Raw genomic sequence first — 20,166 nt, forward strand, 5'->3', positions numbered from 1 at the left:
GAGGACCCCCATTCAGGGGAAGGCGACTCGTCAGACGAAAGTGCGACCGGCGGAGACATGGCCCAGGCACGCGGGCTCAATCTGCACAAACGCAACGGAGGGGGGCCGCGCGTCAGCGGCAATGAGCACAGACCGCCGAAGGGGCGATGCGAGGGCCCGGGAGCCGGATTCCTCACCAACGAGACTCACCCGGACCCCAGGCCAGCGACGAGGCCGACACCATCCTCTCTGGTGTGTTAGCTCGCTGCCGCCGCTCTCCTGGTCACCGTCGGACTCATGCCCGCCATGGCTGACGTTGTGGACTCTACCGTTTCCGGTGGAGCCCTGACTTCCACAACGGGGCGCCACGCTGAGCGGCGTGACGCTTTTGACGGATCCAACACCCAGGCGGCGACGGGTTCTTCGACGCAGTGGAGCATCACTGACGCCCGTGGGACTGGCGCGGCTTGGACAGTTTCGGTCAGCGCCACGGTCCCCACGAGCGCGGCGGGGACCACGGAATTGGTCGCCCGCACCCTTCCGGTCGGTAATCTGACCATCACCCCGGGCGCGATCACCGCTGGCGCTGGCTCTGACGCCGCAGCTGGAATCATCGCACCTGCTCTCACGACGTCCCATGCCCTGGTAGCGGCAGAGGCAACGCACAAGGGGACCTACACCCTGACCTCCTCGTTCAGCCTGGCCATTCCCGCCAACGCTTTCCGGTCCAACTACGCCGTTGGGTCCAGCGGCGCCCTGAACCCGTACACGACCACCGTCACGTACACCATCGCCTAAGAGCGAGCATGTTGAGTAGCCCGTCGGCCGTGCCCATCAGGGGCATCCCCCCCCTGTCGAGCGCGGGCGTCCCGGTGCGGGTTGGGTTGGGCGCGCGGTTCTCGGATGGACTCGATCAATGACTGCGGTGCCAGCATGTGACTTTGTCAGATCCGGTGGGCGGCTCAGCCCGTGGGCTTCGAACTGAGATACCGGCGTAGACCGGGGATGGCGAAGTCGACTTTGCCGTACCCCACCGATTCAATGAGTCCGGCTGCCAGGAGCCGTGTCCGGTAGTTGGCGACAAGGTTTGTCTTGGCGCCCAGCCGTTGCCCGATGTCGCCGGCGGCCGAGGGTCCGTCGTCTTTGGCTATGGCATGAAGGAATTCCATGTCTTTGGGTGAGGCTGTTGAGAGAGCAGCTTCGATCACGGTGCGTGCGTTGCGTCGGTGGGCGGCTTCAATGGCCCTGCCGACAGCCTCAGCATCCAGCGATCCCTCGTTGTTTTCGGCTTCCCGCCAGAGGAAGTAGTCGACCAGTTGGATGAGAAACGGGTATCCTCCTGTCGCTTCGGAGGCTTGCCGGACCAGGGCCGGTGAGATGTTGAACCCCGCCGTCGCGAACGTGTCGGCGAACGATGTCTCCACGTCCCGGACTGCGGCCGCATGCAGGTCGATCTTGTCGGCGCGGCGGAGGAACGTCGCCACGCCTTCGTTGAGCAGGTCCGACACCGCGGCCGGCAGGCCGGCGAAGGCCAGTCCGGTGGGAAGCCGGTCCTGGATCAGGTGCTGGACACTGGCGGCCAGCTGCGCCAGTTCAGCACGGTCAGCGGCGTGGATTTCGTCCACGGTGATGACCAGACCGGTACCACGGCCCTGGAGGAGCCGGAGGAGTTCTTCAGCGAGGTTCCGCCACGCGACCTGGCGTTCGGGCGGGAGCTCTGTCGTGAGGCTGAAACCGGCGACGGAGACCGCCGTGATCCGCCGGCCCTGCGGCCCGTTGCCGAGTTCTTCGGCCAGCTGGCGCATGGATTCGCCGATCCTCCCCATAAAACCGCCGGTGGCCGTCTCGGAGATCACGGCCCATCCGCGTTCCCTGGCCATGTCATGGGCGGCACCGAGCATGACGGTCTTGCCGATGCCACGGGCACCGGTGAAGATGGTGAGGAGCCCCGGCGCACCAGAACCCAGGCGTAGGCCGTAGTCGAACTCGTCGAGAAGTCCTGCGCGGCCGATGATTTCCGGCGGTGTCGCGCCCGGCTGAAGGCCGGAAGGGGTTCTACATGGTGGATTCCTTGTGAGTAGCTGTGTATCTTGTGAGTTTTGTGAGCTTCGGCACCACCATACCTGCCCGCATCGACATTCGTACCAATTACGGGCATGAGTATCCCCGTCCCCGCCAGGCAACCAGGTCGCCGCGCGTACGAGGACTCTGTGCGGGCTGGACACCGGCGGGATCGTCACCTGCGCGAGATCCTCGGCGCCCAGCTCGTTGCCTACGTGGGCCGGGTCGATTCGCGCTCCGTTCGTGAATGGGCGGAAGGCTCCCGCGCGCCTGGTGCGGACGTCGTACAGAGACTTCGTACCTCTTATTGCGTTGCCGGCATTCTGGTTGAGCGTGAGAGCGCGAAGACGATCCAGCCGTGGTTCCAGGGCATGAACCCGGAGCTGGGCGACCAGTCCCCCGCTGCCCTGTTGCGCGTCGAGCCGCTGGATGGTGTGGGCCCGAAGGCCATCGGGGCTCACAGGTATGGTCCCCACTCGTGGCGGCGGCTCAAGGCGCCGTGTTCGGTAAAACACTCTTGTCCGCTGGCGGCGAAAAAGGCATGTGTACCGAACAACGGAACGGCGTGCTGGTGGTCGGCGACGAACAAAGCGAGTCTCAAACGTTCAGCGACTCCCGGCGCCGACCCCGACGCCTTGCTCTGTTGGGACAAGCTCCCTCGCACGGCTTCTACACTTAAGCCGGCCAGAACCTGCGCCATTCGGAACGAACTGGAACCTCATACGCCGCTACTTCGGGAGCGAAGCGGGTATCGCGTTATGAAAATGACCCGCTTCATTGATGTACGCAACCCTATTGATGTGTGCAAGCACGTTGCCTTTTCGGTTGGTTCACAGACCGGCGCCGTATTGAGAGGGAGGCGACGCTGAACCTCGCCTCGCGGTTCACCAGGACTTACTCCTCTATTGTTGTGCTGAATCGTCAAGGAGGATACGTGTCGCTAAATGGCGTCTTTGGCCACGAGTCCGGGGCCTTGGGCCAAATTCGCACCGAGCCCATGCAGCAGCGGAGTGCGGCACGTCTTTCCGCGCTGCTGGATGCCGCCGCAGCCGTCGTCGACGAGGTGGGCTTCGACCGCATCACGACGGCGATGGTCGCCGAGCGTGCCGGCGCATCGATCGGCACCGTTTATCGGTACTACCCTGATCGGGTGGCCGTACTGCACGCCCTACGCGAACGCGCCGTGCTGCGCTGCAGACAGCGCGTCGCCGAGGAACTAGGCGCCAGGCAACCGAAGACCTGGTGGGATGCCGTCGATTGCGCGGTCACCGCGTTCGTCGGCCTCTACCGCTTCGAGCCGGGCTTCCGCATCCTGCACTTCGCCGACCGCGACCGAGCACCCATCAGCGAGACAGACGACGTCGCTGGCTTCTTCGCCCGCCAGCTCGCCAACGTGCTCGTCGACGAATTCGGACTGCCGGCAGGTCCGGACCTGATATTTCGACTGGAGATGACCGTCGAGATAGCCGACGCGCTCCTGTCGCGCGCGTTCCAGTCCAACCCGCAGGGCGACCCGCGGTTCATCGCTGAGAGCCGACGCATCATGCATGACTACCTGGCTGGCTTCTACGGGCCGAGCGCCGGCGCCCCGCCGACGCTCCGAGCTCGGGCTGAGGTACAGCCCACCGTTCGCTAGCTCAGAAAACGACTCCGATGTCAGCGAGACCCAAGGAATCGGGAAGCTGCACATCGTTGGTGCTGCTTGACTCCGAGGGCCTCAGTTTCGGATCGCCGCCCGAGAGCGAGGGGACTCAACGCGAAGGCAAACGACGTCAGCGTAAAGAGCCACAGTGGGATGGTCAGTGAGTACCGACTGAAGAACTCACGAAGCACACCACACGATGGCTCCAACAGTTGTTGTCGTCGACATCCAGGTTCGCCGAATGCGTGTGGGTTCCGCATTGCTCACATTGGAACCAGATTTCCTCGTCCAGGAGGGTCAACGTTGCAGGGGCGAGCACGGCGCATGCCACCTTCGCATCCCGTTTCCTGGCATCGGGGGTGGAAGCTCACCTTTATCCTTCTCCTTCATTTGTGTATCTCGCGCACAAGGGCGGTGTGCTCGGGCAGGGGTCGTAGCTCCAAGCCCGCGACCGCCGCATGTGTCTAAAATCTGGACAGCACCGCCGTGTGGCAGCCCGGGCACACCCAGTAGGGGTGGGCCGTTGTCCCTGACGTTTCGCACCTGGTCGAACAGTTTGGGCAGTTCGGTGGATCGAGGGGCTCGAGGTCGTCCATCCCGGGACTCTACGCCGCGAAGTCCGCGACCGGAAGGGGCACCTCTGGCAGGACAATCAATAGTTCTGTGATTTGACAGAGTGACTGGGTGGCCTCATTGCTGGTGAGGGTGAATCCCAGGCACAATATTGACAATCGGGCCACACTGGAGATGTGAACGATGACGGCGACGTCCCTGGTCGGTTTAGGACGGTCTGCCCAACATGCGAATGTGTGTTGGATGTGGAGTTCATTGAGACGTAAACTGTGTCAGCGGTCTTCAACAGGAGAAATTCAACTGGTAGGCTCGCGCCAGGTGATGATTCCATTACTGGCGAGGCGGTTCTCAACGTCAAACGCAAAAGGCACACCCGTCGTAAGGCGGCGTCGCAAAGGCACGGGACCTTCGGGTTAGCCGGCCCGCCGAATGGACAAGATTGATGCCAGAGGTCCCTTCTCTCCCTGCCGTGCCTCCCAAAGGAGCAAGCGGCCCCACCGCGTCGGCCGGCGTGACTCTTGATTGTCACATCTGCGGGGGGCTCGCGACAGCTCGCGCGAATCCGTTTTTTGGGACGGGGTTGTCCGTGCACGAATACATTGTCGAATGCTCTGCATGCTGGGGCGTAGGTTTTGGGTCCACTGTTCCCACACAGGCTCACAGCCGTAACTCGTGGCGTTTTGGTAGCCGGTCGCGCCGGATATGGGTCCGATACTTCGCAACCTGGCGTTTGCGTCGACGCCGGTAGGCGTGTTTGGCTATGGCCGTCCGCGCGCGGAAAGCCTACGCTGGCGCGGGCTCACCTTGGCCGTCAAGGCAACAGCCCGGGAGTCGGGGTCTACGCAACCCGTTAGATTCTCGTTCTCGCCGCACCTGCGAATCAGCTTAATTCGGTGGTCGTAATCGTCGCTGAGCTAACGGTCAACTTGGCCGTTGACGAGAACCGTACCGACTTCAAACTTCATTTTGACGTGCGCTTTCCTTAGTCCGCGACCGACCCCTTCTCGTCTCAGCGCAATCTGACGTAAGAAGTACCGTCAGTTCTGTCGCCGAGGTCGTCGCCGAGCCACATCCCTTGTACAACGCGCCCATCGCCGTCAACGGGGTCAAGGAGCACGGCGGGCAGCTGCCCATGCCGGTTCGCGTTGACGAGGATGATCGCCGGCGGCTTTGACGCGTCGACCTGGTGAAGGGTAACGGAGACTTTGAGTGAGCTTCTCATGACATTCCTTGTATACGGGCGGTCAAGCCAGGGTGAGGTCTTAACAGTGGGCGGCGCCCAACGGAGGCCACCGTCGCGGCACCGAAGCATCACGCCCGTTACCGGTTGACGACAGGGCGCTGACGCGAAGCGTCGCTCGGAGGGCCCAGCCGATCTGATTACTCATCCCGCCACGACGCTCGAGACCCAGATAGCGTCAGAGGCAACTGTGCCGAGATGGATCTCCTGGTCGTGACCGAGGATTTGGATCGTTGTGACGTCGGAGTACGAGCGCGTTTTTCGTACTGTCAGCCTCGTTTCAACGGTCAGGCCTAGCCCTGACAGGTATGCGAGCATGGCCGGCTCGTTCCCTGTGACGCGGATGACAGCCAACTCCCGGCCAGATTCGGCATCGGTGAGTTGCGTCACAAGGCGGCCTACCGGCCGACCGAGGGCCGAGGGAACGGGGTCACTGTGCCGCGTGGATTCGCGGAGGTGGTTGTCGATGCGCTCCACCATCGCGTCCGAGACGCTTCGTTCCAGATTCTTCGCCTCATCGAGCGCGTCGTCGTAGGTGTAGCCCAGGGTTTTGATCAGGAAGGTGTGGAGAATCCTGCGTCGACCTACCCTGCGTATCGGGTGAGTGCGTCCAGCAGCCGTGCTATCGACTGACCCGGAAGGCGCCAGGATTCCGCGTTTGGCGATTGCCCGATCATTGTTCGACATTCGACATCCTCATTTCAGTTGATTGGTCCGCAGTGCGGGCCCGATGGGCACTGCCGCATCAGGAGGGCCTATAGGAGGACCTCGAAACAGGTCCTTTTCGCTATGCGTCGCGGTGTCGTGCACGGCCGCTGGGTAATATGGCGGTCGTGGGCGCGTGGTTGTCCGGTCCAGCGCGGGCAACTTGAGCGATCGCACGTCGGGCGCGGCGGACAAAGCGGGCGGCACGCCAGAGGCCATAGACGACAACGGCGAGCAGGAACAGGCCGACCCCGAGGAGCAGCCAGGGGGCGTAGACAATACTGGCCTGCGCGTGGTCAGTGCCGGCCTCGGAGGTGATGGTCGCATCCGCGGTGCCGGCCTGGATGGGGGGCGCCTTGAGCAGTCGGGCCTTCAGGTCGAGATTTTCCCCGGGGAGGATGCTCTCGGGTGTATCGAAGTTCAGGTTGGTGTTCGCTCCTATCCAGCCGCTGAGATCAAGGGTGGCGGTCGGATGCAGGATGGAGTTTCCGGTATTGCGCACGGGCAGGGTGAATGTGACGGTGTCCCCGGTCTGCTTCCAGCTCAGGTCTCCAAGTTCCAATGATTTGAGCGCGGTGCCTGCGACGTTGAGGTAGATCCGAACTCCCTGGCGCTGGATGACGTCCAGGCGCACGGCTGTGTCACCCCCGACGATGGATGTTTCGCCCTCAACGGGTGGGCTTTGGATGATCAAACCGCCGGCGTAGTCGCCCGGTGGGGTGTTGGCAGGAACGCTGAGCCGGAAGGGGACCTTCAGGTCCGAGTTCGCGGGCACCGTGATCTGAGCGGTGTCCAGTCGCACCCAGGCTCCAATGCCGGTTCGAGGATCTGTTTGGGCGGCGAGGGCGAAGGTTCCCTGGGGGCTGCTTTGGCCGTCTACCGGATAGGTGAGTAGGGTCACCGGGGTGTCGGTGTGGTTGCTGACGATCGCTGTGGCGTCGGTGGCTGCGCCAGGGTAGAGCGAAAGGTGGAAGAAGTCTGATTCGTTGGACGGACGGATTCCGAGCGTCCCGTTATCGATCGCAGCCGCGGGCCCGGCGGTGGCGAGCAGAGCCAGGGCCAGCACGGCAACCGCCACGACACTACGCAGAGAATGGTGCGGCCGGGCGCGAGGAGTGGTCACAGAGAAATCCTTGGGAAGTCCGCCGGGTTGTCCCGGATGGGTCGAGTATCAAAAAATGAAATGCCAAGCTGAATGCCACGCTGTCCTATCAGCAAACCGGCGCGCAGGCCGGGCTGCAAACGACGATGAAGATGCAGCCCGCCGACCAGTGCCCCGGATGGGCACGGCCTGCGGGCTGCTCAACATGCTCGCTCTTAGGCGATGGTGTACGTGACGGTGGTCGTGTACGGGTTCAGGGCGCCGCTGGACCCAACGGCGTAGTTGGACCGGAAAGCGTTGGCAGGGATGGCCAGGCTGAACGAGGGGGTCAGCGTGTACGTCCCCTTGTGCGTTGCCGTTGCCGCCACCAGGGCCTGGGACGTCGTGAGCATCGTGAGAGCAGGTGCGGTAATGCCTGTAGCGGCGTCAGCGCCAGCGCCAGCGGTGATCGCGCCCGGGGTGATGGTCAGATTCCCGACCGGGAGGGTGCGGGCGACCAGCTCCGTGGTCCCGGCCGCGCTCGTGGGGACCGTGGCACTGACCGAAACTGTCCAAGCCGCGCCAGTGCCACGGGCGTCAGTGATGCTCCACTGCGTCGAAGAACCCGTCGCCGCCTGGGTGTTGGTTCCGTCAAGCGTCACGCCGCTCAGCGTCGCGCCCGCCGTCGTGGAAGTCAGAGCGCCACCGGAAATGGTGGAGTCGACAACGTCTGCCATGGCTGGCGAGAGTCCGGCTGTGAGCAGGAGGGCTGCGGCTGCGACGACGCCGGCAACCTTGGAAATTGTACGCACGATGATGCTCCTTGTTGTTGTTGTTGTTGGTTGTGGTGGTCTTTGGGTGAGACGACTGCACCTGAAACAGATGCGTCACGCCGTGGGCTGGGCACGGGAGAGAAACGCGGAGACGAAGAATGCGGCGGCGTTGGCCCCGAAAGGCGAAGGAGACGCGCTCGAATTTGTCCTCAGCGACCTCTCTAGTCAGACGGCAACACGAATGCCGTCCCGGCTTGCTCCGAATACCTTCGTCTGCGACGAGGCGAGGAATGGCCGGAGTCTCCCGGGTGGACGGTCGCGGCGCTTATCGTAGGCAGGGGCCCGATCTAGCGGGCCTTGGCTCTAGCGCCGCAATCCAATGCGCACGCTCGGCAGGACATCAGTCCGGTCGCCGCAGTGGTATCGCGGGCAACCTCGAAGACCTGAGCCCCTGAGGGGAAAGCTCATCTGGCAGAGTCCTATCCATTTCGGTAGACCGGCTAACCCTAAGGTCCCGTGCCTTTGCGACCCCGCCTTACGACAGGTGTGCCTTTTTCGACTGACGTTGAGAATCGCCATGCCGGCGACCGTATGATCGCCTGAGCTGAACGTAGCAGGGCAGTACTGCCTTGGGGAGCCCCCAGAACGGGGCGTCTATCCCCACACGACCGTTCACCGACCAAGTAGCGCTGTCCGACGTTAGGCCGGACAAACACCGGCGGCATGAACGTCCATCAAGAACTGATCGCGAGGACTCTTGCGAAGTCTCTTGCCGATCCTCGCGCCATGGACTCTTAGCAGCCGCCTCGAAACCAGCCGGGTGGCTTCCGTGGACGAATTCTTGGGCGTGCAAGCAACGTGCGGCTTCAAGCCCCTGCGGAGGTCAACGACCGGGCGTTCTGACCTCTTGGAATGCAAGAGAGATTGGCCGAGGGCCTCGTCCTCGCGTCCCCGTCAGACCCGACCGTGACTGCCGACTTGGTTCGCGTGCACAGCTTCTTCCGAGATAGCGCCCCGAGTCCGGTACGACCGGGAGCCTGGACCGAGTGTGAGCGGTTCATCGGGCGGTCGGTGCAGCAGAACCGCAATTGCGCAGGGACGTGTTGGCCTGTCAGGCCACGCTTGTTTGCTCCCTCAGCCCGTTTGACTCCCGTTCTCGTCGCGTCTGCTGGTCAGTTCATACTTGGTGCCGTCGTAACCGTCCCCGAGCCACATGCCAAAGAGAACCCGCCCCGTGACATCAACCGGGTCGACAAGGACCGTGGGTAGCTGACCGTGTCGATTCGGTTCAAGGATTACTGTGAATGTCGGTTCCAAAGAACCCACAGAGTGCAGAGTGACGGTGGTCTGCGTGCGGGAGGTTCCGAGCACAGCACCGACTTCAACTCCATCGTGGACGGGCATCGGGGCTCTTTGCTTGAGCCCCGATCGTTTGAGGCGTGCAGCAGAAACCCACCTGGGAAACGCGCGCGGTGCTGACTTCGGCTGAGCACTTGACTCAATGGCGGGAAAGCTCATTTGACATCGATCCTGTCCATTCGACGGGTGGGCCGGCCGCCCGCCCGAAGGTCTGTGTCTTCGCGGCGCCCGCTCTACGACACTCCTCCGTCTGCAAGTGGCAGGAGAACCGCTGGGCCAGAGTCTCGGGACCGCTCAGTGAACCTAACAGCCTGACCCTTCCCCGGACGAGCCCCAGAACGGGGAACCTGTCCTCCGAAAGTGACGGCCCGGGCTCGTTGAATCGATCAGGACCGTCCGCCTGCCATAGCGACGGGATTCTGCGCACACACCCACTCGAGCAGTCTCCAGCGCAGGACCTGGATGGAGGCTTTGGCCCGCTTACGGATCGCACACCCATCGGGGCTTCTCTCTGTCGTCGTCGAAGCACCGGGCTCATGAACGACGCCGAGGATGTGCTCGCTCGGCCCAGCGCGCACCTCCTCCCCCGGCTCGCCCAGACCATCCGGACCGCCTTCGCCGCCACCTTCTCGGGCGTTCGAGAAACCAGCGATTGTGTCCGGATGGCAGCGGATCAGCCCCGGGCACGCCCGCAACAGGCGCTCTGGGGAGACCGAGCGGCCGCTCGGTAAGCCAGAAAGTGTCATTGACGGGTTCGAGCTGCAGCAGCTGATTCCTACCCTGTGGCGGTGCAGGCGACGCAATCGCGGCCGAACGTAAGCATTGACGATACGATCGCGGTGGAGAGCCCACGTACCTGGCCTCCTGCTCCAAGAGGGAAGAGTTATGAAAGACAGCGGTTCGAATCCGGACCTGATCGCGCGGTCGGTTACCCAACTGCAGTCCGACTATGAGTACCGTGAGCTCCTGGAGGCAGCGCCCGATGCCATGGTGATTGTGAATGCAGTTGGCAAGATCGTGCTGGTCAATGCTCAGGCGGAACAAATTTTCGACTACCCCCGTGCGGAGTTGCTCGGTCAGCGACTTGAAATCCTGTTGCCGGGACGGTTCCGAGCAGGACATGCTGTTAATCTCGCCCGTTTCGCTGAATGTCCGAGCGCCCGGGCCATGGGTTCCATCGAGCTTGTTGGCCTTCGCCGGGACGGATCGGAGTTCCCCGTCGAGATCTCACTCAGTCCCCTGGTCACGGCTCGGGGGATGCTCTTGTCCAGCGCCATCCGTGACATCACCGACCGCAAACGCAACGAGGCGACCCTGCGGATGCTCTCGGCGCAAATCGAAGCGTCGAGCGACGCGATCTTCAGTTGTGCCACCGACCACACAATCACCACCTGGAACGCGGCCGCGGAGTCCATGTTCGGCTACTCCGCGCAGGAGGCTGTGGGGCAGCCCGCAGCGCTCATGCTCGGCGATACAGATCGCGACATTCACACACGCTTGGATGCGGGCGACCAGGTTCGGTCGTTAGAGACGATCGGGCACCGCAAGGACGGAGCGTCCGTTGAGGTTTCGCTCAGTGTGTCCCGCCTGTTTGACCCCGAGCATGTGCCGATCGGGACCTCCTGCATCGCCCGCGACATCAGCGAAGCGAATCGTCGTCGAGCGGAGTCGGAAATCGATCGTGCCCGCCTCAACACGGCACAGCACACGGCGCGTCTTGGCAGCTTCGAGATTGACCTGGTTACCGGAAAACGATGGTGGTCCGCCGAGTATTGGCGAATCCTCGGGGTCGACGTAACGGAGACGGCGTCGCTGGAACTGATGCTGACCAGTGTCCACCCAGACGACCACGCAACCGTGGAACGGGCCGCGCGAGAGCTCTTCTCCGGCGGCCCGGCGATCGACCTCGGCTACCGCATCGTAAGTCCTGCAGGCGATGTCCGATGGGTTCGCTCGCGCGCGAATACCGAATACTCCGAGGGGGGATCCCCCGTTCGAATCCTGGGAACGTTGATGGACGTGACGGATCTGCATCGGGCAGATACCCAACGCCGGGAGGCCGAGACCAACTTCCAGTTAGGTTTTGGCCTTTCTCCTATCGGTACGGCCATGACCAGTCTTGACGGGCGGATTGACCAGGTGAACCCAGCGGTGTGCGAGATTCTCGGGCGCACAGCGGAGGACATTCTCGGCAAACATCTCCGAGACTTTCGTCACCCCGTGGAGCCTGCCGGCCCACTTGAGCCGCTCGTGCTTAGCCGAGTGATCAAACCAGGACCAGCGCACATCGTACGACGATACCGGCAGCCTGACGGCACCCTGGTGTGGGTACAGGAGACCGAGTCAACCGTGCCTGGCGGGGATGGGGGTCCAGCGTATTCGTTCGTGCAATTGCAGGACATCACCGCCCGGAAGGAAGCCGAGGCTGAACTCGTCCGTCAAGCCTGCCACGATCCCCTAACCGGCCTGGCCAATCGCCTGCTGCTGACCGAAACCCTTGACCGATCCCTCGCCGCGGCCCGGGCTTCACAGGCCGAAGTGACCGTCTTCTTCCTCGACGTCGACCCGTTCAAGAACATCACCGATGGGCTGGGGCACACGATCGGGGACCGGCTGCTCGTACAGATGGCCAAGCGGTTGCAATCCATGGTTCGCCACACCGATACGCTTGCTCGACTCGGCGGCGACGAGTTCGTCATCGTCTGCGAAAACATGGCTCGTCATAACGCGGAACTCATGGTCGAGCGCATCATCGAATCGACCGAGCAGCCATTCCTGCTCGGAGGGCAGGAGGTGTTCGTCTCGGTGAGCGTGGGTTTCGTCCTCGCCTCAGGAAATGACGACGCGGTGGCGGTGCTGCGCAGCTCGGATGCGGCCAACTACCAAGCGAAGAACCATGACCGGGTGCAAGCGATGGTGTTCAGTGAGGAGATGTACCGCAAAGCATCGAGTCGGCTGGACCTCGAATCACAGCTGGTGCGCGTCCTGGAGAAGAACGAGTTGCGCGTCTACTACCAGCCCATCGTTGAAGTCTCCACCGAGAACGTCGTCAGTTTTGAAGCCCTGGTGCGGTGGGTGCACGGGGAACGCGGATTGATTTCGCCGCTTGATTTCATCCCGATCGCCGAGGAAATCGGCATGATCATTCCGATCGGCGAGTGGGTACTGCGCCAGGCTCTGGAACAAGTGAAGCAGTGGCGTGCGGAGATCACCGGCGTAGAGAACCTGTCCATCTCCGTGAACCTCTCGGCCTTGCAATTGCAGGATCCCGATTTTGTCGGGGTCGTAGCCGACGCGCTCTCGGCGAGCGGAGTAGACCCGGTAGCGCTGCATCTCGAAGTTACGGAAACGATGCTGATGAGTGACGTCGATGTGGCTGTTGAAACCTTGCACGCGCTGCGCGCGCTCGGGGTGAGCTTGTCCATCGACGATTTCGGAACCGGGCATGCCGCGCTCGGCTACCTGCGCAGCTTGCCCGTGCAAACGATTAAAATAGACCGGTCCTTCGTCGACGGCCTGAACAGGGGCGACCCCAAGGCAACGTCAATCGTTGACGCGATTGTTAGTCTTGCCCGCGCGCTGGATCTCGACGTCATCGCGGAGGGGGTGGAAACCACCGGGCAGTTGGCAGAATTGCGCCAAATGGGTGCCCGCTTGGCCCAGGGATACCTCTGGTCCCGGCCTCTTCCACCGGACCAGGTCCCCAGCTGGCTGAATGAGAAGCGACGAGCCGGTTCGACGTAGTGGCCAACCGCGCGCGATCGACGTCTGCCCGTGCGCTGCTCGTGGCATCCTGCAGCTCCCGCAAACATCGAAAGACGCACCCTCAGCAAGGCCCGGTTCGAATTCCGCTGGAATGACCAGTTCGCGTTATCCCTCGACCCCGACACCGCCCGCAGCTTCCACGACGAGACTCTGCCGGCGGAGCCCGCGAAGACCGCTCACTTCTGCTCCATGTGCGGTCCCAAATTCTGCTCCATGCGCATCTCCGCCGACGTACGGGCGTACGCGGAGGAGAATGGGCTCTCCAGCCTGGAGGCGATCGAGGCGGGGATGGCCGACAAATCCGCGGAGTTCGCCCGTATGGGCAGCTCGGTGTACCTGCCGATCAGGGCGCTCTGAGCATTGCTCCGACTGCTCCGCCGGTGATCTTCAACGTGCTGAGCATCGCCGGCACCGACCCTAACGGCGGTGCCGGCAGCCAGGCGGACCTGAAGACGTTCTCGGCCCTGGGCGTGTACGGAACGAGTGTCATTAGCGCGCTCGTCGCCCAGAACACCAGGGGGGTAGCGGCGATCCGCCACGTTCCCCCGCCCTTTGTCATCGCACAACTCGACACGCTTTTCGACGACGTTCGCATCGATGCGGTCAAGATCGGCATGCTCGGTACGGCCGGCGTCGTCGAGGCGGTCGCGGCCGCGATGCGTCGACATCGGCCGGCCTTCATTGTGCTCGACCCGGTCATGGTCGCGACGAGCGGAGACCAGTTGCTCGCCGGCGACGCGCTGGCCGCGCTACGAGAGGAACTCTTGCCTGTCGTCGACCTCGTCACGCCGAACCTGGCAGAGGCCGCCGCCCTGCTCGGCGAGCACGAGGCAGCCAACGAGGAGGAGGCGCTCGGCCAGCTGGAGCGGCTCCGCCGGTTGTGCCCTGGCGTGCTCATCACGGGCGGTCACCTCGGCGGCGCCGAGAGCGTGGATCTCCTCCTCGTGGACGGGACGATCACCCGGCTTCGTGCCCCGCGCGTGCCGACCCGGAACACGCACGGCACGGGTTGCACGCTCTCGCCACTCATGATCCCCAACTCGTAGCGCGACTGCAGGACGAGTTGGGTGATGAGTTGCGGGCAGAGCACGTGGAGTTCGAGATGCTGCATGGCCTCGGCACCGAACTGCTCGACTCGCTCAACCAGCAGGGATTCTCCACTCGCGAGTACATCGTCTACGGTCCCGAATGGTGGCTCTACGTCATCAATCGCATTGCGGAACATCCCGAACGTGTCCTCGAAGCGATCGCAGACATCGGCCCTTTGGTCTAACACTTGGCCTCACAAAAGATCAGGTCAGGCACGTCTCTGAGCGCGTTAAAGCGCAATGGTTGGGGCGCCACACCGCCGGAGACTGCCTGGCACAAACACCTGCCAACGGATTGGTCGGGGCATTCGCATCATCGCTGAGCGCCAACCCGGCTCATAGGGGCACAATAATGCCTTCAATGGGAGTCGCGATGACCACCCATCACCCCGTCTGGGTTCCCCCGCTGAATCCCCGCCGAACTGGTCGTTCTGCAGTGTGCCCTGCGTGTGGATGTTCGGATCCCACCGCGCGATCTCGCTCGGTTGATCACAGCCTGCGACGGTCAAGCGCTTGTGGAGGCGGGCGAACTCGTCGAAGTGGTGGAAGTTCTCATACCAGCGCCGGTTGATGTATGCGGAGATGTGGAAGGCTGTGCAGAGTCTGGTGCGGCCGAACCGGCTGATGAGATTTCGGTGATGGCGTGATGCGGCCGTAATGCCCGGGCAGGTGCGCCCGGAAATCTGGTTTCCGGGCGTCTCGACGCCGTCGCCGAGCCAGAGCGGGTGGTGTGGGCAGACGACTTTCTCGTGGTTGGTGAGCCCGGAACTTCAGCCAATCCGGCGAGTTACCGCCTCATGCGGACATCCTGCGCTCCCGCTTCCGGGTCCCACTTCAGGGCACCTTCGACGACGAAACGATGCTTGCGATAGAAGGCCTGGGCGCGGTCGTTCTGCTCGACGACCCAGAGCGACGCCGACTGGTGAAGCAGGACAGCTTCCAGCAGCCGGGCAGCCACTCCGGAGCCGTGGCAGCTGACGTCGGTGTTCAGAACGTACAACTCCGTTTCGGCAATCGGCTGGGCGTCGTGCGAAGGCCCCGCCGAGGCGAATCCGACAATAGCTCCGTCCCGTTCGGGATCAACCGCGACGATCGTGCGCCTCCCGTCGTCCGTGCACAGGATCTTCCGCCAGTCGGCGATCCAGTCGGCGGTGTCCAGGCCCGCTAGGAAATTCGGGTCCATACAGGTTTCATAGGTGGCCCGCCAGACCGCGATGTGGAGCGTCCCGAGGGCATCCGCATCCTCGAGTACGGCCGCCCGGAGGGTGAACCGGTCCTTGCCCGTCACTGTGGAATCCTTTCAGCAACGAGGGCACCCGGGATGACGGCCACCCTGACCTCGGGCGTGAAAGTCGCGGAGAGGTCGAAGGGCCACAGGCCGGCTGGCAGGTTCCGGAACGGAAAGGTGGAGAAGTCATTCGACGCTACACCCGGTGCGTCCACGTAGATAATCTCCCCGACCAGGGGTTCGAACGCTGCGCGAAAGTGGTTCTTGACCTTCATGGCCAGCAGGTCGTAGCCGGTGACGTCCAGCCCAATGTGCCCGAACACCTCCGGGTCGTTCGCGGTGATCGGCCGCCCGGTCACGAGGATGTCGGTCCCCTGGGAGCGCAGGTGCACGGCGCCTTCGACGTCGACCTGGAGTCCGGTGTTCATCGGACCGGTGTTGCGGAACCGCCCATCGCTGACGCGAATGATGTCAACCTCGAGGTCGAGCGGTGCACCGAATTCGGGCGATATCTTCCCGCCCAGGCGGATGCCAATGGTGGCGCCCTCCCCCGCGGCCCGGCACTGCTCGACGACCTCCGCATCGCACAGGGCGCCAATCAGCGACTTCGGCACGTGCGCGTTGAGCACCTCGGCGACCAGGGCCGTCGTATCAGCGCTGCCGCCGCTCAGCGGGTTGTCGGCGATGTCGGCCAGCACGACCGGCCGGAGACGCTCGGGCTTCACCGCCAGCGCGACAGCGGCCGCCGCGCCGGGCAGCTCGGTGACAAACTCACCGCGCAGCGACCACAGCAGTGACGCAAGGCTCCGGCAGCTCTCCTCGCCCAGCGCGCGGTCGGTGGCCAGCACGACGACGCTCGCACCGGCACCCGCAATGTCTGCGTAGGGATACCCGCCGAAGACGCTCGCCGCGACGATGCCGTCCCTCTTCTCCCAGCCCTGGGCCGCGGTGACCGCCTCGTGCATCGGGCCTTCCGCCGTGCGCATGTTGACGCTCGGCAGGAGCGCCGGCAGCTTGGCGAAGCACTGGTAGTACGTGATTCCGTCCCGAACCTGGCGCATCAACGCGGTTGCGGCGCGCACGCCCTGCTCGTACGCATCGACGTGCGGGTAGGTCTGGAAACCGAAGCAGGATGCCCGCTGGTCGATGAGCCCTCGGGTCACGTTCGCGTGCAGGTCCAGCGTCACCGCAATCGGGAACGCCGCCCCCCGCTCCCGCCGGATGTGCTCGATCAGGTCGGTCTCCGGATCCTGGTAGTCATCCACGACCATGGCGCCGTGCAGCGCCAGGAGCAGTCCGTCGAGTTCACCGGCGCCCCCGAGGGCCGTCAGCATGTCGCCGCGAATCTGCTCATAGGCCCCAGTCGTCACCTGGCCGGCCGGAGAGGCCGCCGCCGCGACCAGCGGGACCGGGACGAACTCGGTTTCCTCGAGCGCGTCGATGAAACCGCCGAGCTCCGTCTTTGTGCCGCGGTAGGCCTCGATCAGATCCTCGCCGCTCAGCAGGGCCTCCTGGCGGAAGGCCTCGAGGTTCGTGCGGAGCGGGCTGAACGAGTGTGATTCGTGATAGAAGAAGGCAAGCCCAAGCCGGCGCGTGCTCATGCCCGGCCGCCGCTCTTTTCCCACGCGCGCTGGACATCGTCGTGGCCTCGCTGCACGTTGGCATCGAACTGGAACTCCATGGTGCGCCGGGCGCCCACGAGGTCGAGTGCGGCCCCGGCCGCGTCGCCGCCGCGCCGGGAGGAGAGGCCCAGGTCGTCGATGATGCTCAGCGCGACAAGTGCGCCCTGTTTCTCGGCGATCTTGGCGCTCTCGATTCCGATCGTGTTACCGGCGACATACATCCCGTCAAGCTGGGTCCGAAGGGTGTCGCTGTGCACGGGAACCGTACCCCCGAGGTCGGGAGACCGGAGGAAGGAACAGTCCAGCGTGGCCAGTAGTTCGTTGAGCGGGATCAGTCCGTTGGCGAGGCAGACCGCATCGACGGCCACCTCGCGTTCGCTGCCGGGAATCGGCGTTCCGTCGGCCGTCACGTTGACCAGGGCCGCGCCGGTGACCTGGTCCGTTCCCTGGATGACCACCAGGGAGGTGCGGAGTTGGAGCGGCATACCCCACATGCGGAGCGTGCGGGGAACCAGCCGTGAAGCGAGGGCCTGGACCCAGGGCCACCCGAGGAAATGTCCGCCGAGTCGCATGTACCTCGCCGGTGCGAGTTTCGCCATCGGGGCGAGACGACTGAGCGTGGCTCGGGGGGAGCTGCCCTCCACAGTCGTGGGCGGCAGGACGATGCCCACAACGTCAACGCCGGCCAGTTGCATCGCCCTGGCGATGGTGAGCGAGAGCACGTCCATGCCGACGACGAGCACGCGGTGACCCGGCTTGACCCGATGGATGTTGGTGAGCACCTGGGCCGCACCGATAGTCATCGCGCCCGGAAGCGTCCAGCCGGCGACGGGCATCGGCCGCTCGACCGCGCCCGTCGCCACGAGGACCGCACGCGACGTGAGCTGGCTGGGACCGCCGGTCCGGCCTGCCGGGTAGGTCAACCGCACGGTCCAGCCTGGCTCGAGTCCCCAGGCCACGACGTCGGTCATCATCTGCGCTCCGGCGTCAACGGCATCCTTCTCGGCCTGTTCGGCCAGTTCCCAGCCCTTCCACCAGCTGGAATCCGCGGGGTCCTCGTGCAGCTGGCCGCGCAACTTGCCGCCCATGGCATGGTTCTCGTCCACGACCATGACCCGGCCTCCGGCGGCCGCGACATCCCGAGCCGCGGTGAGACCGGCCGGACCGCCGCCGATCACGACAAGATCGAAGTCTTCGGTTGTTTCCTCGGCGCTCATTCTTCTGTCCGCTCTGACGCGAAGGAGTCGCCCTCGGTCGCCGGGGTCAGGCACGCGCGCACCTGGGTGTCGTTGTTCAGCCAGACGCGGCATTCGTAGCAGTGCCCGATGCCGCAGTAGATCCCCCGGGGCTCGACGGCTACCGGCGAGACGCGGAGCTGACGCACGCCGTTGGCAAGCAGGGTCGCCGCAACGGGCTCGCCCTCGCGGGCGGTGTACGGCTCCCCGTTGAAGGTGAAGCCGACCTCGTCTGCTGGAAGGTCCGGCAGGACAGGATGTCCGGTGATTCTCATTACTGCTCCCTGATGATGACAAGATCCTGCAAGGACACGGGCCGAATGGGTAGGTGCACCGTCATGCTGCTGGTGCTCTGCAGCACGCCCTCGCCGCTAACCCCGACCATCGCTTCGACCGCCGGCCGGCAGACCCGGCCCTGGCAGGGGCCCATTCCGGCCCGCGTGCGCATCTTCACTTCTTGCGCATTGCAGGCGCCGGCGTCGATCGCGGCCCTCACGTCGGAGGCGGTGACGTCTTCGCACCGGCAGATCATGTGGTCATTCATGGCTGTTTCCCTTGCCTTGCGTTGAATCTGTCCGGACCGAATTCCCCGACCACTGCGCTCACCGCCGCCGGCAGCGGGACTCCGTCCGAACCTGAGCGGATGAGATCGACTGTGAGTCGACCCATGGCCGCGCACAAACCGAAACCGTGTCCGTTGTACCCGGCCGAAATCCAGAGGCCTTCCATGGAGGGTGCCGGGCCGAACAACGGAAAGTGGTCGGCGGTCAGTTCCACCGTTCCGGCGAAGGCGCGGATGATCGGGGCTCCGGCCAGGCCGGGGAAGAGCTCCGACATGTGCTTGCCCAGGAAGGACAGTGCCTCATAGGAGCTCGTGACGTTGTAGCCGTCCTGTTCCCAGGGACCGCCGCCGCCGATCATGATGTTTCCGGCGTGGGTGCGGCGCGCGTAGACGCGGTTGCCCGACACGAAGGGAAAGTTCTCCATGCCCGCGATCCGCTCGGTCACCATGATCTGTGAGCGCCGGGGGCGCACCGCAAGGTTGCAGCCGGCCGATTCGCTGAAGCCCGCCAGCCAGGGGCCGGCGCAGAGAATGACGTGGTCGGCTTCGGTGACACCGAGCGCCGATCGGACTCCCCTGGCCTGGCCGCCACGTTCAATGACCGACTGCACACGGCAGTGGTCACGGATGATCGCGCCGGCCGCGCGCAGCTCGGCGATGATCGACGAGACCGCGGTGAACGGGTAACCCTGCCCATCCGTGGTGCCCATCAGCGCGCCTGCGTTGTCGGGCGACACACCGGGCAGCACGGCGACCGCCTCGTCGGGGGTCAGCCTCCGGGTCGGAAGCCCGGCCAGCGCATAGTGGCGTTCGGCCATGTCCAGGAGGCCTCGCTCGTGGTCATTGAGCGCGATCATCGCATGGCCCGGGCGGTGGAAGTGACTGTCGAGGCCGCCGAGAGTGAGGTCCTCCCACAGGTCCATGGAGGCGCGTGCAAGGGCGACCTCCCCGATCGCGCGACCGAAGGCATAGATTCCCCCGGCGTTCCGGCCCGAAGCCGCAGCCCCCAGTGACTCGGCCTCGAAGAGCTCCACCCGGGCCCCCGCACGCGTGAGGTACAGCGCCGTCATCAGGCCGATCACGCCGCCACCGACGATCACCACACGTTGCCCGGCCATGGTTCCCGCGGTGTCGGCCTGCAGGTGTGCGGTGAGGTTCGCATAGTCGGATGCCGCGAGAGTGGATTCCTCCTCGGTTGTCGTCAGCGGGTCCATGGACAGCATGGTCAGGCGATTTTCGAGTGCTACAGACAT

General features: G+C 64.3%; 16 protein-coding genes, 1 pseudogene and 2 riboswitches. Of the genes and pseudogenes, 6 read left to right on the forward strand and 11 right to left on the reverse strand.

Annotated elements, in window-relative coordinates; all coding sequences use genetic code 11:
- Window positions 1-285: 285 nt before the first annotated feature.
- On the forward strand, window positions 286-777 hold the full coding sequence (locus E3O23_RS00705; RefSeq protein ID WP_241983253.1) for a WxL domain-containing protein: 492 nt from the start codon (window positions 286-288) through the stop codon (window positions 775-777).
- 164 nt (window positions 778-941) lie between these two features.
- Here the strand turns inward: E3O23_RS00705 and E3O23_RS00710 are convergent, their stop codons facing one another.
- A complete protein-coding gene (locus E3O23_RS00710) occupies window positions 942-1,994 on the reverse strand; it encodes an ATP-binding protein (RefSeq protein ID WP_241983266.1) in 1,053 nt (350 codons plus the stop codon).
- A gap of 980 nt (window positions 1,995-2,974) precedes the next feature.
- Here E3O23_RS00710 and E3O23_RS00720 point away from each other — a divergent pair.
- Window positions 2,975-3,676 carry a TetR/AcrR family transcriptional regulator gene (locus E3O23_RS00720; protein ID WP_241983254.1) on the forward strand — a complete coding sequence of 234 codons (702 nt, stop codon included), beginning with the start codon at window positions 2,975-2,977 and terminating at the stop codon, window positions 3,674-3,676.
- Between the two features lie 935 nt (window positions 3,677-4,611).
- A riboswitch (cyclic di-GMP riboswitch) is annotated at window positions 4,612-4,685 on the forward strand.
- A 579-nt stretch (window positions 4,686-5,264) separates the two neighbouring features.
- Here E3O23_RS00720 and E3O23_RS00725 read toward each other — a convergent pair.
- From E3O23_RS00725 to E3O23_RS00740, 4 genes are all read right to left on the reverse strand, one after another.
- Window positions 5,265-5,477: a hypothetical protein gene (locus E3O23_RS00725; protein ID WP_134486843.1), complete on the reverse strand. Its 213-nt coding sequence runs from the start codon at window positions 5,475-5,477 to the stop codon at window positions 5,265-5,267.
- A gap of 162 nt (window positions 5,478-5,639) precedes the next feature.
- Window positions 5,640-6,182: a metal-dependent transcriptional regulator gene (locus tag E3O23_RS00730; RefSeq protein ID WP_134486846.1), complete on the reverse strand. Its 543-nt coding sequence runs from the start codon at window positions 6,180-6,182 to the stop codon at window positions 5,640-5,642.
- A gap of 100 nt (window positions 6,183-6,282) precedes the next feature.
- Window positions 6,283-7,323 carry a WxL protein peptidoglycan domain-containing protein gene (locus tag E3O23_RS00735; RefSeq protein WP_241983255.1) on the reverse strand — a complete coding sequence of 347 codons (1,041 nt, stop codon included), beginning with the start codon at window positions 7,321-7,323 and terminating at the stop codon, window positions 6,283-6,285.
- A gap of 194 nt (window positions 7,324-7,517) precedes the next feature.
- Entirely contained in the window at window positions 7,518-8,093 is a 576-nt protein-coding gene (locus E3O23_RS00740; RefSeq protein WP_134486849.1) for a WxL domain-containing protein, read from the reverse strand.
- A 448-nt stretch (window positions 8,094-8,541) separates the two neighbouring features.
- Window positions 8,542-8,615, reverse strand: a riboswitch (cyclic di-GMP riboswitch).
- A gap of 1,683 nt (window positions 8,616-10,298) precedes the next feature.
- On the opposite strand from E3O23_RS00740, the gene E3O23_RS00745 reads away from it, so the two are divergent.
- From E3O23_RS00745 to E3O23_RS00760, 4 genes and pseudogenes are all read left to right on the forward strand, one after another.
- Window positions 10,299-13,157 carry a sensor domain-containing protein gene (locus E3O23_RS00745; protein ID WP_134486852.1) on the forward strand — a complete coding sequence of 953 codons (2,859 nt, stop codon included), beginning with the start codon at window positions 10,299-10,301 and terminating at the stop codon, window positions 13,155-13,157.
- A gap of 45 nt (window positions 13,158-13,202) precedes the next feature.
- A pseudogene (locus tag E3O23_RS00750) lies at window positions 13,203-13,535 on the forward strand (phosphomethylpyrimidine synthase ThiC); the annotation flags it as partial.
- 23 nt (window positions 13,536-13,558) lie between these two features.
- Window positions 13,559-14,224, forward strand: a complete 666-nt coding sequence (gene thiD / locus E3O23_RS00755) for a bifunctional hydroxymethylpyrimidine kinase/phosphomethylpyrimidine kinase (protein WP_134486855.1) — start codon at window positions 13,559-13,561, stop codon at window positions 14,222-14,224.
- A gap of 44 nt (window positions 14,225-14,268) precedes the next feature.
- Entirely contained in the window at window positions 14,269-14,451 is a 183-nt protein-coding gene (locus tag E3O23_RS00760; RefSeq protein WP_338145290.1) for a hypothetical protein, read from the forward strand.
- 602 nt (window positions 14,452-15,053) lie between these two features.
- Here the strand turns inward: E3O23_RS00760 and E3O23_RS00765 are convergent.
- Genes E3O23_RS00765 through E3O23_RS00790 form a run of 6 tightly spaced genes read right to left on the reverse strand, consistent with a single transcriptional unit; the run spans window position 15,054 to window position 20,166 of the window.
- A complete protein-coding gene (locus E3O23_RS00765) occupies window positions 15,054-15,554 on the reverse strand; it encodes a GNAT family N-acetyltransferase (protein ID WP_134486861.1) in 501 nt (166 codons plus the stop codon).
- The gene (locus tag E3O23_RS00770) at window positions 15,551-17,095 is read right to left on the reverse strand and encodes a M81 family metallopeptidase (protein ID WP_134486864.1); all 1,545 of its coding nucleotides are present in this window, start codon (window positions 17,093-17,095) and stop codon (window positions 15,551-15,553) included. Before E3O23_RS00770 ends, E3O23_RS00765 begins: the two co-directional genes overlap by 4 nt.
- Window positions 17,092-18,333, reverse strand: coding sequence for an NAD(P)/FAD-dependent oxidoreductase (locus E3O23_RS00775; protein ID WP_166790358.1), 1,242 nt, complete (start codon window positions 18,331-18,333; stop codon window positions 17,092-17,094). The genes E3O23_RS00770 and E3O23_RS00775 overlap by 4 nt, the downstream gene beginning before the upstream one ends.
- The gene (locus tag E3O23_RS00780) at window positions 18,330-18,626 is read right to left on the reverse strand and encodes a (2Fe-2S)-binding protein (protein ID WP_134486870.1); all 297 of its coding nucleotides are present in this window, start codon (window positions 18,624-18,626) and stop codon (window positions 18,330-18,332) included. The genes E3O23_RS00775 and E3O23_RS00780 overlap by 4 nt, the downstream gene beginning before the upstream one ends.
- Window positions 18,626-18,895 (reverse strand): (2Fe-2S)-binding protein, encoded by a 270-nt coding sequence (locus tag E3O23_RS00785; RefSeq protein ID WP_134486873.1) that lies wholly within the window; start codon window positions 18,893-18,895, stop codon window positions 18,626-18,628. Before E3O23_RS00785 ends, E3O23_RS00780 begins: the two co-directional genes overlap by 1 nt.
- A complete protein-coding gene (locus tag E3O23_RS00790; protein ID WP_134486876.1) occupies window positions 18,892-20,166 on the reverse strand; it encodes an NAD(P)/FAD-dependent oxidoreductase in 1,275 nt (424 codons plus the stop codon). Before E3O23_RS00790 ends, E3O23_RS00785 begins: the two co-directional genes overlap by 4 nt.

It is taken from the genome of Cryobacterium tagatosivorans (assembly GCF_004402215.1).
In the GTDB taxonomy this organism is placed as follows: Bacteria; Actinomycetota; Actinomycetes; order Actinomycetales; family Microbacteriaceae; genus Cryobacterium; species Cryobacterium tagatosivorans.

Coding starts and splice junctions, on each gene's coding strand:
- E3O23_RS00770 (WP_134486864.1), bottom strand. CDS start 17,095: ATGAGCACGCGCCGGCTTGGGCTTGCCTTCTTCTATCACGAATCACAC.
- E3O23_RS00785 (WP_134486873.1), bottom strand. CDS start 18,895: ATGAATGACCACATGATCTGCCGGTGCGAAGACGTCACCGCCTCCGAC.
- E3O23_RS00730 (WP_134486846.1), bottom strand. CDS start 6,182: ATGTCGAACAATGATCGGGCAATCGCCAAACGCGGAATCCTGGCGCCT.
- E3O23_RS00780 (WP_134486870.1), bottom strand. CDS start 18,626: ATGAGAATCACCGGACATCCTGTCCTGCCGGACCTTCCAGCAGACGAG.
- E3O23_RS00790 (WP_134486876.1), bottom strand. CDS start 20,166: ATGTCTGTAGCACTCGAAAATCGCCTGACCATGCTGTCCATGGACCCG.
- E3O23_RS00745 (WP_134486852.1), top strand. CDS start 10,299: ATGAAAGACAGCGGTTCGAATCCGGACCTGATCGCGCGGTCGGTTACC.
- E3O23_RS00725 (WP_134486843.1), bottom strand. CDS start 5,477: ATGAGAAGCTCACTCAAAGTCTCCGTTACCCTTCACCAGGTCGACGCG.
- E3O23_RS00705 (WP_241983253.1), top strand. CDS start 286: ATGGCTGACGTTGTGGACTCTACCGTTTCCGGTGGAGCCCTGACTTCC.
- E3O23_RS00775 (WP_166790358.1), bottom strand. CDS start 18,333: ATGAGCGCCGAGGAAACAACCGAAGACTTCGATCTTGTCGTGATCGGC.